This window comes from Streptomyces sp. NPDC091682 (assembly GCF_044756625.1).
Taxonomy (GTDB): domain Bacteria; phylum Actinomycetota; class Actinomycetes; order Streptomycetales; family Streptomycetaceae; genus Streptomyces.
On sequence record NZ_JBIVTH010000001.1, the window covers coordinates 340214 to 360768 of the forward strand.

At 72.2% G+C, this 20555-nt stretch carries 27 protein-coding genes; 10 read left to right on the forward strand and 17 right to left on the reverse strand.

What is annotated here, in order from left to right; translation table 11 throughout:
* Positions 1-2: 2 nt before the first annotated feature.
* The 6 genes from ACIQK6_RS01635 to ACIQK6_RS01660 form a co-directional block, all read right to left on the reverse strand.
* Entirely contained in the window at positions 3-1388 is a 1386-nt protein-coding gene (locus ACIQK6_RS01635; protein ID WP_329106053.1) for an MFS transporter, read from the reverse strand.
* A gap of 96 nt (positions 1389-1484) precedes the next feature.
* Positions 1485-2417, reverse strand: a complete 933-nt coding sequence (locus ACIQK6_RS01640; RefSeq protein WP_329106051.1) for an ABC transporter permease — start codon at positions 2415-2417, stop codon at positions 1485-1487.
* Positions 2414-3301 (reverse strand): ABC transporter ATP-binding protein, encoded by an 888-nt coding sequence (locus ACIQK6_RS01645; protein ID WP_329106049.1) that lies wholly within the window; start codon positions 3299-3301, stop codon positions 2414-2416. Before ACIQK6_RS01645 ends, ACIQK6_RS01640 begins: the two co-directional genes overlap by 4 nt.
* Positions 3298-3687, reverse strand: coding sequence for a GntR family transcriptional regulator (locus tag ACIQK6_RS01650; protein WP_329106047.1), 390 nt, complete (start codon positions 3685-3687; stop codon positions 3298-3300). Before ACIQK6_RS01650 ends, ACIQK6_RS01645 begins: the two co-directional genes overlap by 4 nt.
* Before the next feature lie 178 nt (positions 3688-3865).
* Positions 3866-4555 carry a cytochrome b/b6 domain-containing protein gene (locus ACIQK6_RS01655; RefSeq protein WP_329106045.1) on the reverse strand — a complete coding sequence of 230 codons (690 nt, stop codon included), beginning with the start codon at positions 4553-4555 and terminating at the stop codon, positions 3866-3868.
* Positions 4497-5162 (reverse strand): molybdopterin-dependent oxidoreductase, encoded by a 666-nt coding sequence (locus ACIQK6_RS01660; protein WP_402694278.1) that lies wholly within the window; start codon positions 5160-5162, stop codon positions 4497-4499. Before ACIQK6_RS01660 ends, ACIQK6_RS01655 begins: the two co-directional genes overlap by 59 nt.
* 326 nt (positions 5163-5488) lie before the next feature.
* Here ACIQK6_RS01660 and ACIQK6_RS01665 point away from each other — a divergent pair, with 326 nt between their 5' ends.
* From ACIQK6_RS01665 to ACIQK6_RS01690, 6 genes are all read left to right on the forward strand, one after another.
* A complete protein-coding gene (locus ACIQK6_RS01665) occupies positions 5489-6715 on the forward strand; it encodes a cytochrome P450 (RefSeq protein WP_402694094.1) in 1227 nt (408 codons plus the stop codon).
* A 256-nt stretch (positions 6716-6971) separates the two neighbouring features.
* Positions 6972-7523, forward strand: coding sequence for a rhodanese-like domain-containing protein (locus tag ACIQK6_RS01670; protein ID WP_402694095.1), 552 nt, complete (start codon positions 6972-6974; stop codon positions 7521-7523).
* A 152-nt stretch (positions 7524-7675) separates the two neighbouring features.
* Positions 7676-7927: an EF-hand domain-containing protein gene (locus ACIQK6_RS01675; protein ID WP_329106039.1), complete on the forward strand. Its 252-nt coding sequence runs from the start codon at positions 7676-7678 to the stop codon at positions 7925-7927.
* 22 nt (positions 7928-7949) lie between these two features.
* Complete coding sequence (locus ACIQK6_RS01680) at positions 7950-8105, forward strand: hypothetical protein (protein ID WP_329106037.1); 156 nt, start codon at positions 7950-7952, stop codon at positions 8103-8105.
* A 9-nt stretch (positions 8106-8114) separates the two neighbouring features.
* Positions 8115-8885, forward strand: a complete 771-nt coding sequence (locus tag ACIQK6_RS01685) for an MBL fold metallo-hydrolase (protein ID WP_329106035.1) — start codon at positions 8115-8117, stop codon at positions 8883-8885.
* 281 nt (positions 8886-9166) lie between these two features.
* Positions 9167-9814, forward strand: coding sequence for an immunity 49 family protein (locus ACIQK6_RS01690; protein WP_329106033.1), 648 nt, complete (start codon positions 9167-9169; stop codon positions 9812-9814).
* Between the two features lie 36 nt (positions 9815-9850).
* On the opposite strand, the gene ACIQK6_RS01695 is transcribed toward ACIQK6_RS01690, so the two are convergent.
* From ACIQK6_RS01695 to ACIQK6_RS01705, 3 genes are all read right to left on the reverse strand, one after another.
* The gene (locus ACIQK6_RS01695) at positions 9851-10333 is read right to left on the reverse strand and encodes a GNAT family N-acetyltransferase (RefSeq protein WP_329106031.1); all 483 of its coding nucleotides are present in this window, start codon (positions 10331-10333) and stop codon (positions 9851-9853) included.
* Complete coding sequence (locus ACIQK6_RS01700) at positions 10330-10491, reverse strand: hypothetical protein (RefSeq protein WP_329106030.1); 162 nt, start codon at positions 10489-10491, stop codon at positions 10330-10332. Before ACIQK6_RS01700 ends, ACIQK6_RS01695 begins: the two co-directional genes overlap by 4 nt.
* Positions 10492-10582: 91 nt before the next feature.
* Entirely contained in the window at positions 10583-10870 is a 288-nt protein-coding gene (locus tag ACIQK6_RS01705; protein WP_402694096.1) for a hypothetical protein, read from the reverse strand.
* A 237-nt stretch (positions 10871-11107) separates the two neighbouring features.
* Here ACIQK6_RS01705 and ACIQK6_RS01710 point away from each other — a divergent pair, with 237 nt between their 5' ends.
* Together ACIQK6_RS01710 and ACIQK6_RS01715 are read left to right on the forward strand one after the other, a co-directional pair.
* Entirely contained in the window at positions 11108-11770 is a 663-nt protein-coding gene (locus ACIQK6_RS01710; protein ID WP_329106026.1) for a deoxynucleoside kinase, read from the forward strand.
* A 276-nt stretch (positions 11771-12046) separates the two neighbouring features.
* Positions 12047-12793 (forward strand): class I SAM-dependent methyltransferase, encoded by a 747-nt coding sequence (locus tag ACIQK6_RS01715; protein WP_329106024.1) that lies wholly within the window; start codon positions 12047-12049, stop codon positions 12791-12793.
* On the opposite strand, the gene ACIQK6_RS01720 is transcribed toward ACIQK6_RS01715, so the two are convergent.
* Positions 12740-13525 carry a helix-turn-helix domain-containing protein gene (locus ACIQK6_RS01720; protein WP_402694097.1) on the reverse strand — a complete coding sequence of 262 codons (786 nt, stop codon included), beginning with the start codon at positions 13523-13525 and terminating at the stop codon, positions 12740-12742. The genes ACIQK6_RS01715 and ACIQK6_RS01720 overlap by 54 nt on opposite strands.
* A 137-nt stretch (positions 13526-13662) precedes the next feature.
* Here ACIQK6_RS01720 and ACIQK6_RS01725 point away from each other — a divergent pair, with 137 nt between their 5' ends.
* Positions 13663-14028 carry a hypothetical protein gene (locus tag ACIQK6_RS01725; protein ID WP_329106020.1) on the forward strand — a complete coding sequence of 122 codons (366 nt, stop codon included), beginning with the start codon at positions 13663-13665 and terminating at the stop codon, positions 14026-14028.
* 53 nt (positions 14029-14081) lie between these two features.
* Here the strand turns inward: ACIQK6_RS01725 and ACIQK6_RS01730 are convergent, their stop codons facing one another.
* Positions 14082-14339 (reverse strand): hypothetical protein, encoded by a 258-nt coding sequence (locus tag ACIQK6_RS01730; RefSeq protein ID WP_329106019.1) that lies wholly within the window; start codon positions 14337-14339, stop codon positions 14082-14084.
* A 205-nt stretch (positions 14340-14544) separates the two neighbouring features.
* Here ACIQK6_RS01730 and ACIQK6_RS01735 point away from each other — a divergent pair, with 205 nt between their 5' ends.
* Positions 14545-16041, forward strand: coding sequence for a hypothetical protein (locus ACIQK6_RS01735; RefSeq protein ID WP_329106018.1), 1497 nt, complete (start codon positions 14545-14547; stop codon positions 16039-16041).
* Positions 16042-16091: 50 nt separating this feature from the next.
* Here ACIQK6_RS01735 and ACIQK6_RS01740 read toward each other — a convergent pair whose 3' ends face one another.
* The 6 genes from ACIQK6_RS01740 to ACIQK6_RS01765 all read right to left on the reverse strand — a co-directional run bounded on the left by ACIQK6_RS01740 (position 16092) and on the right by ACIQK6_RS01765 (position 20405).
* Positions 16092-17051: a nucleoside hydrolase gene (locus ACIQK6_RS01740; protein ID WP_402694098.1), complete on the reverse strand. Its 960-nt coding sequence runs from the start codon at positions 17049-17051 to the stop codon at positions 16092-16094.
* A 1-nt stretch (position 17052) separates the two neighbouring features.
* A complete protein-coding gene (locus ACIQK6_RS01745) occupies positions 17053-18438 on the reverse strand; it encodes an MFS transporter (RefSeq protein ID WP_402694099.1) in 1386 nt (461 codons plus the stop codon).
* Positions 18435-19109 (reverse strand): helix-turn-helix domain-containing protein, encoded by a 675-nt coding sequence (locus ACIQK6_RS01750; RefSeq protein ID WP_402694100.1) that lies wholly within the window; start codon positions 19107-19109, stop codon positions 18435-18437. Before ACIQK6_RS01750 ends, ACIQK6_RS01745 begins: the two co-directional genes overlap by 4 nt.
* A gap of 167 nt (positions 19110-19276) precedes the next feature.
* Positions 19277-19600 (reverse strand): hypothetical protein, encoded by a 324-nt coding sequence (locus ACIQK6_RS01755; protein WP_402694101.1) that lies wholly within the window; start codon positions 19598-19600, stop codon positions 19277-19279.
* A 225-nt stretch (positions 19601-19825) separates the two neighbouring features.
* The gene (locus ACIQK6_RS01760) at positions 19826-20110 is read right to left on the reverse strand and encodes a hypothetical protein (RefSeq protein WP_329106006.1); all 285 of its coding nucleotides are present in this window, start codon (positions 20108-20110) and stop codon (positions 19826-19828) included.
* Positions 20111-20114: 4 nt separating this feature from the next.
* On the reverse strand, positions 20115-20405 hold the full coding sequence (locus tag ACIQK6_RS01765) for a hypothetical protein (protein ID WP_329106004.1): 291 nt from the start codon (positions 20403-20405) through the stop codon (positions 20115-20117).
* Positions 20406-20555 lie beyond the last annotated feature (150 nt).

Genomic DNA, 20555 nt, shown 5'->3' on the forward strand with positions numbered 1-20555 from the left:
GCTCATCGCAGCGCCCAATGGTGGTCGTCGCCGCGCAGCGTCAGCAGCGCGGCGACGCTGACCGCGCAGGTCGCCGCGGCGTAGTAGCCGGGGACGTCGACGTTCCCGGTCCGCTCGATCACCTCGGTGATGATCAGTCCCGCACAGCCCGAGAACACAGCGTTGGACAGCGCGTACGCCAGTCCGAGCCCGGTGCAGCGCACCCTGGCCGGGAACATCTCGGCCAGCATCGCGGGCCCCGGACCCGCCATCAGGCCGACGCCGGCGCCCGCGGCGAACAGCGCCGCTCCCTTCGTGTGCGCCGACCCGGCGGGGTCCTGCACCAGGTGCAGCAGCGGGAGGGCGAACACGGCCACCAGCAGGGCACCCGCCACCATCACCGTCCGCCGCCCGATCCGGTCGCTCAGCCGGCCGGCGGGCAGGACCGACGCGGCGAACCCCAGGTTGGCCAGGACGGTGCCGAGCAGTGCCTGCTGGAAGGTGGTACCGAGTGTGCTCTGCAAGTAGGAGGGCATGACCACCAGGAAGGTGTATCCGGCGGCCGACCAGCCCATCATCCGCCCGATGCCCAGGACCACGGCCCGGACCGTCTCCCCTGGGCGCGGCACGGGGCGCGGCCGGGAGCGGGGCCCGGTCCGGTGTTCGGGTCGGCGTTCGGGTCGGTGTTCGGGTCCGAGGGCGTGGGGCTCGTCCGGGGGCGGTCCCACGGTGCGGGGCTCGTCCGGGGGCAGCCGCAACCGCAGCCGCAGTGCGACGAGCCCCAGCGGCACGGTCAGCAGGAACGGCACCCGCCAGCCCCACCCGTGCAGCTGCGACGCGGTCAGTGCGCTCGCCAGGACCACCGCCACGGCGGCGCCCGCGAGCAGGCCGAGCGCGACCGTGAACGACTGCCAGGCCCCGTACCGGCCCCGGCGGCCCGGTGGTGCGCATTCCGTCATGACCGAGACCGCCCCGCCGAACTCCCCGCCGGCCGAGAGCCCTTGCAGGATCCGCAGCAGCGTCAGGAGCCACGGCGCGGCCGCGCCGATCGAGGCGTACGTCGGCAACAGACCGATCATTGCCGTGGCTCCGGTCATCAGACAGACGACCACGACGAGCGCGGGCCGCCGGCCCACCCGGTCGCCGAACCGCCCGAACACTGCTGCCCCGACCGGCCGGAAGAAGAACGCCAGGGCGAACGACGCGTACGCCTTGACGAGCCCCTCCACCTCGCTGCCGCCCTCGGGAGTGAAGAACTGCGCCGCGATGACGCTGGCGAAGTAGCCGTAGATCCCGAACTCGTACCACTCGATGAAGTTGCCGACGGATCCCGCCACCAGCGCCCGGCGCGCGCCGTCCGGCCGGACCGCCGCAGGGGGCCGCACCGGACCGGGGACGGGTGTGGTCATGGATCAAGCGTGCTGACCGCGGGGCGGCTCCACAAGTGCCGTCCGCCATCTGCCGTACTCCCCACACCGCACACCGCCCACCGCCCCGTCCCGGACTCAGGCGCGCCGGGCGCCCACCAGCCGGAAGGCGGCGAACAGGGCGACGCCGGCCACGGCCAGGACCAGCGAGCTCTCGATGAGCTGCGTCGGCCAGTAGTGCGAGACCGGGTGGAACTCCGCGTACCAGCCGGTGACGTCCAGGTCCGCCGGGCAGGTGCTCAGGTGGTGGGTCCGCTCGAAGCACGCGTACTCGGGAAGGCGCTCCCCCGTGGAGGTGAGCAGCCCCGTGTCCATCATCAAGGAGTCGCCGGGGATCAGCTTCGCGAGGTTCCCCTGGAGCGGCATCGTGCCCGTCTCCACGGGGAGGATCGACCACCGCAGCGCGCCGACGCCCAGCAGCACCAGGCCGGTGAGCAATCCGGTGAGCGCCATGGCCACCAGCGTCCGCCGGACCAGCTGGCCCACGAGCACGCCGAGGGCCACGCCGAGCAGGCAGTAGGCGGCGAGTACCGGGCCGGTGGCTTCGTACGTTCCCCGGTCCGCCCAATGGAGTTGGTAGGTGCCGGCCATCCGCGCCCAGCCGATGCGGTAGACCCCGACGAGGGCGACCGCGCCGAGCACCGACGCGGCTGCCGCCACCACGACCTTCGAGCCGAGCCAGGCCTTCGGGGTGGTCGACTGGGTGAGGGCGAGCCGCCAGGTGCCGCTCTCCAACTCGCGGGCCGTCATGGGGCCGGCCACGAAGGCCCCCACCAGTGACGGCAGGAACAGCAGGCCCGTACCGGCGTACTGCACACAGAGCCGCAGCAGCAGGTAGCCGTCGTTCGTCCACGCCGCGCCCACCTGGTCCGAGGACGAATCCCCGGCCCAGGAACGCAGGGCGACCATGGCGGCGAGGCAGACGGCCACGACGACGGGCAACGCCCACAGCACGTGCCGGTGCTGGCGGACGGCGACCCAGTACGGGCCCCTCAGTGTCGTGCCGCTCATGCCCGCGCCCCCGAGGTGGTGAGGGAGTCCTGGCCGGTGAAGGACGGGGCATCGGGGGAACGCAGATGGGCGAGCAGGATTTCCTCCAGGGTCGGGTGCTCCGTCTGCCAGACCCCGTTGTCGACGGGCTCTTGCAGCCGCACGAGGGCGGTGAGCTGGCGGCCGGTCGTACGAGACTCGACGACGGTGTGGGCGGAGAGTCGAGCGGAGGCGGCGGCGGGGCCGGTGAGCAGTCGGTGGACCGCGACGACCTCGTCGATGGGGCCGCTCAGGCGGATCCGGCCGCGGTCGACGAGCAGGAGGTGGTCGCAGGCGCCCTCCAGCTCGGTCAGGATGTGCGAGGACATCACCAGGGAGGTGCCGTTGTCTGCGGCGTCGGCCATCAGGGTGCCCATGAGCTCGCGCCGGGCGAGCGGGTCGAGGTCGGCCATCGGCTCGTCGAGCAGCAGCAGGTCGGGGCGCTTGCCGAGGGCCAGGGCCAGCGCGACGCGGGTGCGCTGCCCGCCGGAGAGGCTGCGGACCTTGGTACGCGGGTCGAGTTCCCCGGCCTCGACGATCCGCTGCGCCGTCGCCGCGTCCCAGCGCCCCGGGTTGAGCTCGCGGCCCATCCGCAGGGTCTCGGCGACGGTGAACTGCGGATAGAGGGGCTTGTTCTGTCCGACGTACGCGAGCTTCTCGCGCGGCACGGTGCGCAGGGTGCCCTCCGTGGGGAGCGCGAGGCCGGCGGCGAGGCCCAAGAGGGTCGATTTCCCGGCGCCGTTGGGCCCGACGAGCGCGCACACCCGGCCTGCGGGGAGGCGGAAGGAGCAGTCGCGCAGCGCCCAACCTCCCCGGCGTCCGTGGCGCAGTCCGAGGCCTTCGGCCTCGATCACGGTTTCCGTCATGCTTCGCCGTCCCCCTTGAAGTGTCGTTCCAGTACGGATGTGAAGAGTGCGGCCACGTCGTCGCGCTCCAAACCGGCGTCCCGGGCCCGCCGGGCCCAGTCGGTGAGTTCGGCGTGCAACGGGGACTCGGCCGGGGCGCTGCCCAAGGACTTGCGGATGAAGGTGCCCATCCCCCGCTTCGCCTCGACGAGGCCTTCGCGTTCCAGTTCGCGATAGGCCTTGAGGACGGTGTTCGGGTTGATCGCGGTGGCTTCCACGACCTCTCGCGCCGTCGGCAGCTTGTCGCCCGGCTCCAGCAGGCCCAGACGCAGGGCCTGCTTGGTCTGCTGGACGATCTGCACGTACGTGGCGATGCCGCTGCGCCGGTCGATGCGGTATTCCAGCACGCCTTGCACCACCCTTTCACTAGATAAGTAGTGAAAGGGTGGTGCAGGGATGGGGTCGGTGTCAACTCAACTTGGATCGGCGCTGGTTGCAGCGTGTTGCAACACCCGGCCGTCCTCGTTCCGCCGGAACGCCCGTCCGGCATCCGGCATCCGCCTCGACCTCGACCTCAGCCCCTTCTCACGGCCGTTCGGCGCGCTCGTTCCTCGGCTCGTCCTTCAGCCACAGCGGGTGCTCCCGCTCCGCCCAGGGGCGCTCGACGGACCCGGTGCGCATGCCCCTGCGTGCCTCCGGGTCGGCGAGCGCCATCCTGATGTGCCCGGCCAGTACCACCCCTACGGCCAGGGCCAGCCAGTCGTGCACGAAGGTGGCACTGGTGCGCCAGATCAGCGGTGTCAGATGGGTGAACCACATCAGCAGACCGGTCGCCAGCATCACCAGGACAGCACCTGCGGTCCACGACGCGTAGAGCTTCTGACCGGCGTTGAACTTCCCCGCGGGCCGGGACGCGCGCCGGCGGTCGCGTCCGCGCACCGCGCGCAGCCACCTCCTGTCGTGCGGTCCGAAGCGGTTCAACCTGCGCAGATCGGCCCGGAAGGCGGGAGAGGCGAGACCGATCAGGAACGGCACGGGCAGCAGGATGCCGGCCCATTCGTGGACCGTCACCACGAGAGCCCTGCGGCCGACCAGTTCGGCGAACTGCGGTACGTACAGAGCGGCGGCGGTCGCCACGCACAGCAGGGTCAGTGCGGCGGTCGTGCGGTGGACCCAGCGCTCGGCACGGGTGAACCGGACGACCCGTCGGGCCGGTTCAGACGGTGGAGGTGTCACTGCGCCCGTTGGACCCTCCGACCCAGGCGTCGACGTCATAGCCCCGCTCCTCCCAGTAACCGGGCCGCACCTCGGACGTGACGGTGATCCCGGACAGCCATTTCGCCGACTTGTAGAAGTACATCGGCGCGACGTAGAGCCGGACCGGGCCGCCGTGCGCGTGGCTGACCGGCTCGTCCTGCATCTGCAGACAGACCAGCACGTCGTCGCGCCGGGCCTGCGGGAGCGTGAGGCTCTCGCTGTACGCACCGTCGAAGCAGGTGAAGCGGACCGCCTTGGCCTCGGGACCGACTCCGGCGGCGTCCAGCAACAGGGACAGCCTGACGCCGGCGAAGGGGGTCTCGGGGACCCGCCAGCCGGTGACGCACTGCACGTCCCGCACCACCCGGTGCTGCGGCAGGGCGCGCAGGGCGTCGAGGGTGTACGTCGCGGGGCGCTCGACCAGACCGTCCACGGTGAGCCGGTAGTCCTGCTCGTTCTTCCGCGGTACGGAGGCGGCGACCGAGTAGTAGCGGAAGCCACCTCCGTTGGGGAGCAGCCCGGTGAGCCCGGTCGGGTCCTTGTCCGAGGCGGCCCCGAGGAAGGCCTCGATCCCGCGCTGTACGTACGGTGCGGCCACGAGGCCCCCGGCGCCGAGCCCGAGCATGCCGAGCACCAGACGGCGACCGACGGGGGTTCCCTCGAAGTCGGAGTGGTCTGTCGTCACCCTTCGATTCCAGCACCCCGGGGTAGTGGAATCCAGGCGGACCGGCGGAACGTCAGACTTCCGTCACAGATCGTCCCGGTCGCGCATCGCCCGCCCCCGGCACCGGTCGGCCCGCACCGGTCCCGGCCCGCACCGGTCCCGGCCCGCACCGCTCCTGGCAGGCGCCCTACCGGGCCGGGCGGGTTTCGGGCAGGATGACCCGGCGCACCGGAGGACACCCGCGGCGGTGGCCACCGCCCGGTCCCGACCGTGATCCGGAGGTCCCAGTGGCTCGGCTCGACGACCAGGCGCGGCGTGACGAGCTGTACCGCGACCCCTATCCGCTCTACGACCGTGCGCGCCGGGCCGAGGGGCTGATGTACGTCCCCGAGTTCGACGCGTGGTTGGTGGCGCGCGACCAGGACGTACGGGAGGTGCTGCTGCGCACGGAGGACTTCTCCTCGGCCAACGCCCTGCTGCCGGACATGCCGCTCTCGGAGGCGGCGCTCGGCGTCCTGCCGCGGGGGTTCGGGCCCCGGCCCACCGTCGTGTCCAGTGACGGCGCGGCCCACCGGCGGCACCGCGCCCCGCTGAACCGGGGGCTGTCCGCCGCCCGGGTGGCAGCGCTGCTGCCGTACGCCCGCACGTGCGCGGAGGAACTGGTCGACGGCTTCGCGGCGGACGGGTCCGCGGAGTTGGTGGAGGCGTACGCCAGCCGGTTGCCCGGGATGGTGGTCGGACGGCTGATCGGACTGGACCCCGCCGACGTGCCCGCGGCCGTGCACGGCGGCTACCGGGCCGAGGAGCTGCTGTTCCGCCCGCTGTCGCCGGAGGGGCAGGTGGCCGCGGCCGAGGACGTGGTCGCGCTCCAGCACCTGCTCGACGGGTACGTCCGCGAGCGGCGCGAGCGCCCCCGGGGCGACATGTGCTCGACCATGGTGGCCGCCCTGGCCCCCGGTGACGCCGAGCTCACCCTCGAACAGCGCCACGAGCTGGTGACGAGCCTGCAGAACCTGCTGATCGCCGGATTCCTCACGACGAGCGCCCTCATCGGCACGATGCTGCTGCACCTGCTCGGCGACCGGCGGCAGTGGCGGGCGCTCCGCGCCGATCCGTCCCTGGTCCCGGCGGCGGTGGAGGAGGCCGTCCGCCACGACACGGCCATCCAGGCCTTCCGGCGGACCACGACCCGGCCGGTGACGCTCGCCGGGACGAAGCTGCCCGCGGCGTCCACCGTGCTGGTGGCGTTCGGCTCGGCCAACCGCGACGAACGACGGTACGAGCGGGCCGGGGAGTTCGACATCACCCGGCCGGGGAACCGGCAGCACCTCGCCTTCGGGTACGGGACCCACGGCTGCCCGGGATCCCAACTGGCCCGCGATCAGCTCCGCCTGACCCTCGAGCTGTTCGTCCGTCGCATGCCGGAGCTGCGGCTGGACCGGGACCGCCCGCGGCCGCAGATGCGCCCCACGCTGATCCACCGCTCACCGCAGGCCCTGTACGTCACCTGGTAGCGCGGCGGCCGTCCACCCCGTCGAGCGGCGCCGCGCGCGGGTGGGGGATGAGGGCGGGCCCGGCCGCTCGTTGCGGGTTGTTGCCGGCGTGTGGCGGTTCCGTGGCGGGGTTCGCCGGCCCCTGGTCTGGTCGTCCCGGGGTACCTAGCATCCCCGACACGGCAACGGTGTCGCCCGCCGCACCGAGCCCCGTGACCGCGTACCGCGTACCGCGGAGCCCCTTCTCCCGCCCCCTCTGCCAAGGACCAGGTCCGCCATGAGCGTTCCCGCCCGCCTCGACGTCAGCCAGGCGCACCCACGGCTGTCCGAGCTGACCGTCGTCGACGTCCGGACTCCGGCCGAGTTCGCGTCCGGCCACCTGCCCGACGCCGTCAACGTCCCCCTCGACCGACTCACACGGAGCCTGCCCGAGCTGCGGAGTGCCGCCGAACACAGGCCCCTGCTCGTGGTGTGCGCCTCCGGTGCCCGTGCGGAGAACGCCGCCGGGACCCTGGTCTCCCGTGGCATCCCCGCGTCGAGCCTCAGGGGCGGCACCCAGGCCTGGACCGCCGAGGGCCACGTCCTGCAGCATCCCGACGGGTCCCGGACGCGGGCCGTCTGGGCGATGGAACGCCAGGCCCGCTTCACCGCGGGCGTCGGCGTGCTGCTCGGCCTGGCCCTCGGGCTGCTCCTCCACCCCGCCCTCGCGCTGCTGTCCGCGGCGATCGGGGGCGGCCTGGTCTTCTCCGCGCTCACCGACACCTGCGGCATGGCGGTCGTCCTCGGCAGGCTGCCCTTCAACCGCCGCGGGGCCGGGAGCCACCCATGAGCACGCCCCGCCGCGCCGCGCTGCGCCGCGCCGCGCCGAAACCGACACCGAGACCGAGACCGGCGGGGCAACCCGACAGGGGCTCACGACGTCCTCACCTACAGGACGCGCCGCCCGAGAGACGGTGCGTGTACCGCTGAGAGGACCACGTGATGAGTGAGAAGGCCCGGCGCCTGTTCGACGCCCTCGACCTCGACCAGGACGGGACCCTGACCCGCGCCGAGGTCATCGGCGCCCTGCGCTCCAAGGGGCCGACCCTCGCGGCGCAGGGAGCCATCCCCTTCTGGGGCGTCGGGGACACCCACGACTCCTCGGCACTGTTCGACGCGGCCGACCAGAACGGCGACCGCGTGCTGACGTTCGAGGAATTCGCGGCCGTGGTCAACCGACGCTTCGGCTGGTAACGGCGGAGTCGCCGCCCTGCCGGTGCGCACCGAGCCGCTGCCGACCGTCGGCGTCGCCGAGGCAATCGGGTTCATCACCGTCGGCCTGACGGTCTGGCGCAATGCCGAGGCGGACACTGCCGAACCCAGGGTTGATGAGGGAGAAATCGCCAACACCTGTGGCTCAAGCGTTCCATAGACTCTCCGGATGACCAGCCGTCTTCTCCGTCTCACCGTCCTGGGATCCGCGACGCCCTATGCGAGCGTGGACAACCCTTGCTCTGGCTATTTGGTGTCCAGCGGAGACACTCGGGTGTGGATGGACGCGGGCAGCGGGACGCTGGCGCAGCTGCAGCGGCATGTCCGGCTCGATGAGGTGGATGCAATCTGGATCTCGCATCTGCATGCCGATCACAGCGCGGACCTGCTCACCGCCTACTACGCGGCGCTCTTTTCGGATATTCGGCTCGCCGCGCCCATCCCCCTGTACGGGCCGCCGGGCATCGCCAACCGGCTCGCCCACTTCCTCACCAACACCTCGACGCGTAGCCCGGTCGAGTCCGCCTTCTCCGTCCATGAACTGGATGACGGGCACCAGACGCGCGTCGGCGCGCTCACCATGACCAGCCGGGCAGTGGCGCACGGCGTCCCGGCCTTCGCCGTACGCATCGAGGCCGAGGGCCGATCGCTGGTCTACTCCGGGGACACAGCACCGTGCGCGAACCTCACGCGGCTGGCCGAGGGATGCAACGTGCTGCTCTGCGAGGCCGACAGCGCCCAGGCGCCGACCGTAGGCGAAAAGGTGCACCACACACCGGAAGACACCGGCGACACGGCCGGCGCGGCCCGGGCAGGCCGGTTGATCGTTACCCACGTCGGCCGGTTCCTTACCCCGCGACAGGCGGTCGCACGCGCCTCGGCCCGGTTCGACGGTCCCGTCGACTACGCCGCACCTGGTGCCGTCTTCTCGATTGGTTAGGCCGCAACTGCCTCGGGCCGTTCGACAAGGCGGCCGCGTGCGAAGCGGGCTCCGGAGCGGACGAGCCGGGCCCTGGAGGACATTGACGGGCGGACCTTCGGCCGCTGGCACGGACTGCGTTACAACAGCCTGTCCATCAAGGGAATTCAGGAGATGGGCGACGAGCTCCTGGACCACGTCGGCGCTTTCACCCTCCAGGATCCGCAGCTGGTGGGCGAGCCGGGCCGACTGGCACTGCGTACGGCGGCGGAGTGCGCGCTCGGCGCGCTGACGCTCGGAACGTGCCCCGGCGGGGACTACGAGGTCTCTTCCCCCTCATCGGCGAGGAGCTCAGCAGCGAGGACTTCGACTTCGGCGACGCGGTCGACCAGGCGCCCACGGCCCGGGTCTGGGTGGACGCCTTCACCCTGAACGTGATCACCGGACTCGTCTGGGAACGGGCCCGGGTGATCGGTCCCCTGCTGAAGACGGACTACGCGCCGATGTTCCACGCCGGACTGCCCCACTCGTCCCTGAGCTCGGTCTCCGACCCGGCCGAACTCGCGGAGATGGACGCGCTCTGCGCCTACCTCCACCTGGTGGAGACGCCCCGCTCACCCTGGGTCGCTTCCGGGGTGCCGCCCCTGCGCACACCCGACGCGGAGGAGCGCGCCGCGGCCGCCGCCCGGCTCGACGGGGCGGGCGCGCTGACCGCCGACCAGCGGCTGCTGCGCGTACTTCTCGACGACGACCAGCCCGCGTTCGAGCAGGCCCTGACCAGCCGTCTCCTCAAACACCGCGACAGCACCGGTCCGGATGCCGCGCCGAGGACGCTGCTACCGGTCACGGCCATCGCACTGGCCGCGCTCGCCGTACAGGCACACGGCTGGGCGCTGAACGTGCGCTCCGGCTACCTGCCGGCGGGCCTGCTGCGCGCCCCGGGCCGGTAGGGACGACCAGGCAGGGGCGCCGCAGCCGGTCGACGACTAGGCCGGGAGGACGGCCGCAACGGCGGCCGGGAGTACGGCGGGGCGGTCGAGGAACGCGAACACGGCCCGCTTCTCCGGGAGGTACACCTCGGGCAAGTCGATCTCCGGGAGGGTGATCTCGCCCTGCCGGACGAAGCCGAGCCGGTTCAGCAGAGCGACCGCCTTGGCGTTGGAGGCGTCGGGTTCGGCCACCGCGCGCAGGACGGCCGGGTCGCGGAAAGTGAACCGGATGAGCGATCCGATCAGGGTCCTGCTGAATCCGGGCCGGGGCCGGTCCGTCGCCGGGGCCAGCATCAGATGGACGCCGATGTCTCCCTCCCGCGCCTCGTAGCAGTAGCTGACCCGGTCCTCGGAGGGCTCGTACGTCTGGAAGAGCGCCACGGGCTCGTCGTCCAGCCGGACCATGTACGCGTGGTGCGTGTCTCGGCGGTCCACGTCCTCGTAGATCTCCTGGACCAGTTCCCGGCTGGCGCCGTTCATGCCCAGAACTGCGCGCGCTCCTCGACGACCCAGGAGTGCAACACGGCGGAGTCCACAACGGGGTCGACCGGAGTGAAGCGGACCGTGCCGAAGCCCTCGACGGTCTCGGTCAGGACGTCCGCTCGCGGGGAGACGAGGGCCGTGGATTCGGGTCTCATACAGGTTCCGTTTCTGCTCGGTCGGCCAGGACCGGCAAGCGGGCAGCACTCGCACGACCTGGAAGTTAGGGCGCCCTAAATATAGATGCCCCTAGAAGAGCTCCGGAGGGGACCCCGCACTTCGCCCTTGGGCCGCCTCCCGCCGGTGCTCCCGTTCTCCGGCGACGCCCCGTCGGACCGGCTCGGCGTACCAGGTCCACGCCCCGGTGCCCGCGGCGCCTGTGGCACCCGCAGTCGATCCGGACTGGACCGCGATGGCGTACGGGCGGCCGGGCTCCAGCACCGCGTAGCGGTCCGGGTCCTCCGTGGCGTACCGGCCCGGGCCGCAGCGGGCGACGGAGGGTGCCGGCTCCCTGGCCAGCGAGAGGCTGATCATCATTTAGGATTCAAGGCGGCCGTTGGGCTGCGGCTCGTCGCTCTGCGCGGCGGCTGCGGAACGGCCGGGCCGACCGGTCGAGGAGACCAGCCCGCACGAGGGCCCTGGTCCGGCCGGCGACCACATGACGCTGATCATGAAGATCCCGGGGAATCGCGTGACCGCCGGCGTGCGTCTCAGTGGAGTGGGGCGCACGGCCCACCCGCCCACGAACAGAAGACCCCCAGGGAGAAGTGAGGTATGCCAGTGATCTGCGTCGGAGGCATGATCGGAATCGGCAAGACGAGTGTGGCCGAGCTGCTCGCCAAGGAGCTGGGCAGCGACGTCTTCTACGAGAGCGTGGAAGACAATCCGATCCTGCCGCTCTTCTACACGGCGAGCCCCGAAGAGATCCAGGCGAAGCGCTACCCCTTCCTGCTGCAGCTCTACTTCCTGCAGACGCGGTTCGCCTCGATCAAGGAGGCGTACAAGCAGGGGGACAACGTCCTCGACCGGTCCATCTACGAGGACTGGTACTTCGCCAAGGTCAATCACGACCTGGGCCGGATCAGCTCCCTCGAAATGCAGGTGTACGAGGGGCTGCTGAACGAGATGATGCGCGAGATCGACGGTCTGCCGTACCGCAAGGCACCCGATCTCATGGTCTACCTGAAGGCGGACTTCGAGACGGTGCTGCACCGCATCGGGCTGCGGGGCCGCGGCTTCGAACAGGACGAGAGCCTCGTCGAGTACTACCGGACGCTGTGGTCCGGCTACGACGACTGGGTGCACAAGCACTACTCGGCCAGCGAGGTCCTCGTCATCGACATGAACCACACGGATGTGGTGCACAACCCGGAGGACGCGGCCCGCGTGGTGCAGGAAGTCAAGGACACCCTGGCGGCGGTCGCACACCGGCGCTGAGCTCGAGGGCTCCGTTCGCGGTCCGCCGTCGAACGGAGCTCGTACTCGATCGAGGTCGCCCCGGTCCACCGCGCACCTCCCGGACCGCGGGCGGGCGGACGGGCAGGCGGGCGGGCGGACGGGCCGGGGGCGGACGGACCGGGGGGACGGACGGGGCGTACGGGCGTACGCGTCATCGTCCGACGGCAGCCTCCGCGCCGTAACGGCCCCGGGAGGCGTCCCGGGGCGAGCGGTTCGTACAAGACCGGTACCGCCGGGGCGCCGGACACTGCCGTCATGGCCCGGTCCAGCGAATCCCCCGGCCGTAGCCGTCAGCCCTCCGCACCTCCCGGACCCTCCGGGCCCCGGCCCCGCGACACCCCGCACGCCGCCCGAGCGTTCACACCCGCCGCGGGCCGCTTCGCCCCCACCAGCCTCTACGACCCCGTGGCCGCCCTGGTGCGCGAGCGGCTCTGGCGCGGCCTGCTGGCCATGCACGTGGCTCCGCGGCCGGAAGAGGTGATCGTCGACGTCGGCTGCGGCACCGGCTCCCAGGCCCTGCTCCTGCACCGCATCGAACCCGCCGCCCACATCATCGGCATCGACCCGGACCCCCGCATCCTGACCGTCGCCCGCCGCAAGGCCCGGGCCGCGGGCGCACTCGTCGACTGGCTCCAGGGCATGGGCGACGAACTGGTGGACCGACTCGGCGCGGACAGCGTGGACACCGCGGTCTCCAGCCTCGTCCTCCACCAGTGCCCGCTCCCGATGAAGCGGGCGATCCTGGACGCACTGCACACCGTGCTGCGGCCCGGCGGCCGGCTGGTCCTGGCCGACTACGGACTCCAGCGCACCCGTCTGATGCGCACCGCGTTCCGCGTCGTCCAACTCGCCGACGGCCGGGCCGACACCCAGCCCAACTCCGACGGCATCCTGCCCTCCCTCATCACCGGGGCCGGATTCGACCGGGTCCGCGAGGCCGAGGTCGTCTCAACCGTCACCGGGTCCATTTCGGTGTACGTCGCCCGGCGCGCCGGCGGCTGACGCCGGCAGCACCTGCATCACCCGCAGCACGGCCGCCGGAGTCATCCCGATCATCTCCCGCATCCGGCGGGTGAGGTGGGCCTGATCGGCGAAGCCTCCGGCGGCTGCGGCATCGGCCGGGCTGCACCCCTCTGCCAGAGCTTCCGCGCTCCGGCGCAGCTTCAGCCAGATGCGCCGCCGCGCCAGCGTCATGCCGAGCTGCTTTCGGGCCAGGGCCCGAAGCCGCTGCGGCGACAGACCCGCCCGGGCAGCGACCAGGTTCATCGGGACCGGCTCCTCCTGCCCCGCTCGCCCCTCCAGCAGGGCCGCCGCGGCGAACAACCGCGGATCCAGTCCGGTCGAGGGCAGCGCCGCCGCCCGACCGAGCTCGGCCTCGTCGAGCCGGCGCAGCTCGGGCACCGCCACGATCCCCGAACCGGAACCACATCGCCCGCGCAACCGGTCGGCCAGGGCCGAGTGCGGCTCGACGAAGACGGTGAGCAGATCCCGCGCCGACAGCATCCGGTGCGCGGTCATGGGCGGGACGAGCAACGCCGCTCCCCGCACGACCCTGCCGTCCGCCCCGACGAGGGCCGCCTCGTCCCGGGGGGCCAGGACGAGCTGGAAGGCGGCGTGCCGATGGACGGACCCTCCGGGCGACACCCCCCGGTACCACGCGTACCCCTCCCCCACCCCGAATCCCTGCCCCAACCCCCGCCCCACACCCTGCACCCGACCGTCCCCCGTCGTCATGCGCCCAGGGTGCCAGAGTCTGTGCCAACGGCCGCCAAGTCCTTGCCGGGGCGGTCGAACTCGTTGACGATGCTTCCAAGCCACGGCCTTCCGGATCCCACCGAACCCGGCCGGGGCAGGGGAGAACAGGGGAAACAGTGACAACGAACAGCATTCCGAAGAAGCGTCCGATCGCCGCGGCGGCATTCATCCCGCTCTTCGTGGTCGCCGGGCTGCTACTGGGCCCGTCGGCGACCGTCTCAGCGGCCGCTCCGGCGGTCCGGCAGGCTCCTGCCGCCGCAGCGCTCCCGCAGAGCGGTCTCCTCGCCGGCTCCGGCGTGGCAACCGGCCTCCGGGCACCGATGTCGTCCCAGGTCCGGGCCACCACCGGGAGCAAGAAGGGAAAGAAGAGCAAGAAGAAGAGCGGGCTGTTCAAGAAACTCTTGATCGTCGTGGTCGTCGTCATCGTGCTGCTCGTCGTCCTGTACGTGGTCCGCCGGGCCCTGCGCCGCAGGTCCGCCTAGGAACGGCCCCTGCACGCGACGCGCGTCCGCGCGGGGGCGCTACCCGCCTCGCGTCAGTCGTCGACGGGGCCGGGCAGCCGGCGGAGTTCGAGCAGAGCCACCGCGATCTTCACTGCGGTGGAGATGGTCAGGGCCTGGAGGAACGGCATGCCCATCAACCACAGGGCCACCATCATGACCGTGAGCACCAGGAACGCCGGGATCAGATGGGTCCTCCTGATCGCAGTTCGCAGGTGTCCGGCTCGACTCCGTTGCTGGTCCACCGTATCGACCGGGCGCACGGCGACGCCCTCCTCTTCGGCATGCGGCATGGACTGCTGCCCTTCCTCGTCGTCGTCTCCGCAAGAGAGCCTCGGGGCCGCGCCGGCGGTCTGCCACTGCTGCCACCCGACCCGCCGCCATCCGACGTACGGGTTCACCTCACCGGCCCTGTGGGACCGTGACCGGTGAAGGGCCACCCGGCCGTGACCGACTGCAGGTCACCCAAGTTCCCACGGCAGCTGACATGATGATCGGATGTCCGACTCCACCCCTGCCCTTGAAGACCTGTGGCTGCGCGGGGTCGCGGCCAACACGGGAGCCCCGGCCGACGTCCTGCTGCGACTGCTGGACCCGGCCGGCGGGGAGGCCCGGCGGATCCTGTGCGAGAAGCGCTCCCTTCCCCAGGGGGTCATGGACGCGGTGATCGCGCACCCGGATGCCGGGGTACGCCGGTCCTTCGCCCGCAACCCCCACGTCCCACCGGCCCAGCGGGCCCGTCTGGTCATGGACCCCCACTCCCTCGTCCGCGCGCAGGTCGCTTCAGGCCCCCTCCCGCGCCCGCGCCAGCCCCGGCCGCTGCCCGACGACGCGCTCGTGTTCCTGCTGACGGCCGAGGACGGCGGCGACTCCGGGCACCTCACGGCCAACGAGATCGCGGGGGAGCTCGTGTCCTCGTACCAGATGCCCCCTTCCTTCCGCTACAGGATGCTGGGGCACGAACACCCCGCACTGCGGGCCCTCGCGACGGACCTGTGGTCAGGGCTCACCAGCGAGCAGCAGGACGCCCTGCTGGCCGACCCCCACCCGGACGTCCGGGCGCGCGCCGAGCACCACGTGCGGACGGCTGACCCCACAGCCATGGAAGCGGAGCTTCCGGAAAGGGCCTGCCACCATCGGTGGTCGATCCTCAACAACTACGCGCTGTCGGACGCCGTCGTCGCGGCGTGCCTGCCCGATCCGGAGTGCCGGTGGTCCCTCGCCGGCAACCCGTACACGCCCCGCGACGCCCTCGTCCGGCTCGCCCGTGACGTGGACCCCGCGGTCCGCGTACGCGTCGCCGCCCGGGCCGACCTCGATCGGGCGCTGTGGGCGGAACTCGCCGAGGACCCCGACGCACGGGTGCGCACCCGTGCGCGGGTACAGCCGCTCCCTCGCACCCGGGCCCAGTGCGAGGCCGTCGACCACGAGATGGGCGAGGGCCCGCTCGAGTGTTGCTGTCCGATCCTGGAACCGTACGCGACTCCGGACCCGGACTGGTACCGGGCGTGCGCGATGTCCGAGGAGGTGGTGCTGCGCCTGGCAGCCGCCCGCTGCCCCGCGCTCCCCGCCGACCTGGTACGACGGCTGGCGCGTGACCCGGACGAGGAGGTGCGGCACCGGCTGGCCTCCTGGCACCCCCTGGCGCCGCCCGCGATCGTCCTCGCGGCTTTCGTCGCCCGCCCCGGCCAACGCCCCCACCTGCTGCTGCAGTCCCGGTTGCCGCGGACCGGTCTGGCCCACCTGCTCGGGCACGAGGACCCGGAGGTACGGGCGTTGGCTGCCGCCGACCCGACCGGACGGGCCCCCGTAGAGCTGCTCGGGGATCCAGACGAGCAGGTCCGCCGGGCGGCCGCGGCCAACCCGCTCTTCTCCCGGGACACCCTGGAGAGGCTGCTCCAGGACCCGGCGACGGCCGAAGGCGCAGCGGCGAACCCGGGGCTGCCGGGCGTACGGCTGCACGCCCTGCTGGATTCCGCCCGCCTGCCGCGCTGACCGCCACGAGGGTGGTCGGGGCCCGGTCGGGGCCGGGGAAGGGCCGGCCGTCAGGGAGGCGTCGGCCCGTGGGCACGCGCGCCGAGGACCTCGACGGCGGCCACCATCCGGTCCCAGAACGGCCCGGCCTCCAGGGCCACGGCCACGCGCGCGTTGTCCGGGCGGCCCGTGGAACGGTGCAGGTCCACCACGGTGGCACCGCGCGTGTAGCGGCCGTGCAACTCAACGTCGACGCGGGCGTCCACGCAGTGCACCAGCCCGGGATCGATGACCCGGGCCACTGCCACCGGGTCGTGCAGCGGTGGGCTGGCGAAGCCCCACAACTCTCGGTACGTGGAACCGAAGTAGGTCAGCAGGTCCGCGCAGGTCTGCCCGAGGGGCGTACCGAGGGCCACGAAGCGGGCCACCACTTCGGGGGTGGCCAGCGCCTGGTGCGTGACGTTGAGCCCGCACATGGTGACCGGCACCCCCGAGCGGAAGACGATGTCGGCGGCTTCCGGGTCGGTGAGGACGTTGAACTCGGCGACCGGGGTCCGGTTGCCCCGTTCCGTCGAACCGCCCATCAGGACGATCTCGCGGATGCGGGAGGCGTCCTCGGGGTACCGCAGCAACAGCAGGGCGATGTTGGTCAGCGGCGCCGTCGGGACGAGGGTGACGGGCTCGGGGTGCTCGGCCAGCAGTCGGTGGATGAGGTCCACGGCGTGCTCCGGGACCACGTCCACCGTGGGAGCCGGGAACATCGGCCCGTCCAGTCCGGTGACCCCGTGCACGTCAGCGGCCACGCCGAGCGGCTGGACGAGCGGCCGGTCGCAACCGGCCGCGACGGGGACGTCCGTGATCCCGGCGACCGTGCAGACCCGGCGGGCGTTGAGCGTGGTCTTGTCGAGGGTCTGGTTGCCCGCGACCGTGGTGACGGCCAGCAGGTCCACCGCCGGGTCCCCGGCGGCCAGCATGATCGCGAGGGCGTCGTCATGTCCGGGGTCACAGTCGATGATGATCGGGACGGGCACGTCACTCCTGGCGCTGCGGGGCGTGGAGTTCCAGTGTGCCGCCGGGCGGGCGCCCGGACCACACTCCGTCCGGGCGACGCGGGAACGAAGAAGGCTCCGGAGTGGGCGGTGTGGGAACGCTGCGGCGCAGCCACAGGAGGGATCCCGCTAGCAGTGCGGTGCCACCGAGTAGCCAGGGCGCCGGTCCCGGCCGGAGGGCCCCGATGACCAGGCCGGCGAGGGCTCCCACCAGTTGCAGGGCGAGGGACTGGACGGACAGCGCGGTGGCCCGGCCGGCACTGGTGACACGGCGGTGCAGGACGTCGTTCTGATTCGGTCCCGCCGCGCCGAGCCCGAGGTAGACCAGGCCGTAGCCGGCGGCCGAGAGCACCAGGGCGCCCGCTCCGGTGGCCTCCGCTGTGGCGCCGAGCAGGAGCAGCCCGCTCGCGCCGGCGCCCAGGCCCACCATGACCGCACGCTCACCACTGCCCGCCAATCGGGCGGTCAGCGGTGCGAGACGGCTGCCGAACGCGGAGCAGATGAATCCGGCGCAGGCCAGTGCGGCGAAGAGCACCGCCCCCGACTCCGAGGCGCCCGTGACCGTCGCAGCACGTCCCGGTACGAGCAGCTCGAGCGCGACCAGTGCGCTGCCGGCCGCACCGGCGCTGAGGAACACCCGGCGGACCAGCACGTCCCGACCGCCCAGACGCAGTCCGCCCACGACGGTGGCCGGGATGCCTCGGAGCACGCCCCGCAGGGCGGCCGGTGGTCGGGGCGGCTCGGACAGGGCGGTCAAGACGTACAGCACAAAGGCGATCTCGACCGCCGCGCCCAGCAACAGCGGCACGGAAAGGGGCACTACCAGCCCGGAGGAGGCTTCGCCCAGCCGGGCGCCGAGGTCGGGGCCGACTCCGAGCAGCCAGGGAAGGGCGCCGCCGAGCAGGGTTCCCACGGCGAGTGCGGCGGAGGTCGCGGAGGATCCGCCGGCCAGGCCGGGGCGCAGATCGGCATCGGGCCCGGAGTCCGCGTGGACGGTGTCGACGTACCAGGCTTCGGCCGGGCCGCTGGACAGGGCACGGCCGGCGCCCATCAGCACCATGCCCAGCGCGAGCAGCCAGGGAGCAGAGCCGAGTCCTACGAGGACCAGGGCGGTCAGGTTCAGCAGGCCGGCGGCCACCAGGACGACGCGGCGTCCGAGGACGTCGGCCAGCCCTCCGGTGGGCAGTTCCAGTGCTGCGGCCGTCAGCGAGTGCGCGGCGAACAGGCCCGCGATCGTCGCCGTGGTCATGCCGCGCTCGGTGAGCAGCAGGATCAGGGGGGCGAGGCTCAGGCCCAGTGGCAGCCAGAAGAGCGCGCAGACCGTGACGTAGCGGCGGCGTGCGGTGGGTATGTCCAACGACCCGGTCACGACGCGTCCTCGGTCTCGGTCTCTGTCGCCGTCGCCGTTGGCGTGGGCGTGGGCGTGGGGCCCGAGACGTGCGGATCGGTGGCGGGGTCGCGTGGCGCGAGGGCCAGCCCTGCCATGAGGAGCACGACCTGCGCCGCGCGGGCATCCCCTGCGTCGCGGGCGGCCAGTTCTTCGAGCTTGAGGTAGAACGCCTCCCGGAGTTCGGCGAGCGATCCGGCTGTCAGACGGGGCATCAGGTCGCTGATCCCGGAGGGCTCCACCCACTCCTGCGGCAGCCGTCCGTCGGCGATGTCGGCCTCGTGCCGGACGAGGGAAGCCTCCAGGTGCTCGATCTGGGCCCTGCGGGACAGGTTGAGCAAGGCACGGCTGCCCGGGGAGGATTCCATCGACTCGTTGCTCCAGGCGGTCGCGGAGTGCACCGCCCGCCAGCGTCGCTCCCGGCCGTCTCGGTGATCGGCCTCGGCGACGAACGCGTGCTTCGCCAGGACCCGCAGGTGATAGCTGGTGGAAGCGGACGACTCCCCGGCCTTGACCCCGAGTTCAGTCGCAGTGGCCGGGCCGTCCTGCCTCAACAACCCGAGCAGCCGGATGCGCAACGGGTGCGTGAGGGCCTTCAGGGCTGCGGCGTCCCGCTCGGGGTCGAGTACGCGTCTGTGCTCTTCGCTGACCATGTAGGGAGGTTAGAGCCCCTCAGAAGATCTCCAAAAGTATTTTTGCAGAAGTTTTTTGGGAATGACCGATCGGCCGCAGTCGTCGATGCCGGATCCGCCGCGGAGAACGGGAACGGCCGCCACCCCTGCTGGGAGGTGACGGCCCGCGCCCCGGGAACTGCCGGTGGCTACTTGCCGATGATGCTTCCGGTCCACTGACCGGCGGCCCGCTGCATCAGGGCCTCGTTGCTCAGGATCTGGGTCCCGGGGACGTCAGCCATGCCGATGTCACCGGCCGGCGCCGCACCGTTGTGGGAGCCGACGGTGTTGTCGTGGCCGGCGTTGAAGACGTCGTCACCGGCCACCTGGCTCAGGTCACCGAAGACGATCGAGTACGTGTTGCTGACCGGTGCGTAGACGGTGAAGGCGTCGTCGGCAGAGGCGGCGGACGCGCCCGCCAAGAGGATGCCACCGGCGGCGAGAGCGGTCAGGGCGGGGCGGATCGATCGCACGAGTACTGCCTTTCGTGGAGGGTGGTCGAGCAGTGCGAAGGTAGGCCGCCCCGCGCAGCGAGACCCCGTACCGGCTGCCGTACGGCCCGAGTCCATCCGTACGGCGCAGCCGCCGCCGGGGCCACGAGGGTCGCGGCGCACGGGATGTCCGGGCCCCGGAGGGGGTATGCTCCGGGGGCTCCACGGGCGGGTGTGGCGCATCGTCGGCCGGCGCTACGAGGTCGTTCAGTACAGCAGGATGCGGGTGACGATCACCTGCGGTGGGACGGCGTCCTTGGCGATCACGTACTCGATGATGCCGAGCGCCCCGTCTTCACCGAGCGGCAGGAGCCGGCACTCCGGCCAGTCTTCCGCCGCCGTGCTCGCGGCGACGAGTCCCCTGGTCTCGCCGATCTCCACCATCGCGGCCACGATCGGGCCCATCGCCCAGATCGGCAGCGTCGGGTCGGTCATGAAGGCGGTGACGTCCTCGGACAGCACGCACGGCAAGCCCTCCGGGCCGTCGTCCACGGCCTCATTCAACGGGCAGTCCCGCCGCCCGCCGCCGGTCGAGCATGTCCTGCACGGCGATCGTGGGAACCGTTCCCGCGAGTGCGGCTTCGACCCGGCGCTGCCGGCCCGGATCGGATTCGAGCATCGCGCGGCCCCACCAGCGCAGCAGTACGCCCTTCGCCTCTTCGGGCCGGGCGGCCAGGAGTTCGGCGTAGAACTCCTTCGCGGCCTCCTGTGTCAGCGCGTCGGCGATGCCCCTCGCATTGCGCGGAACCCGCTCCGGCTCGTGCCGGTGAATCGGCTGTGCGGTCATCGCCTGCCCCTTTCCTTCTCCTCAGAGTCTGCCCTGCCGGTGCCCTCGCGGTCGACCACGAGGGCGGCATCGGGGCCCTTCCGGTCACCGGCCCCTCTTCTTGAGGTACGGGCGCGGGACGCCGTACGGGGCCAACGCGTCGTTCCCCGG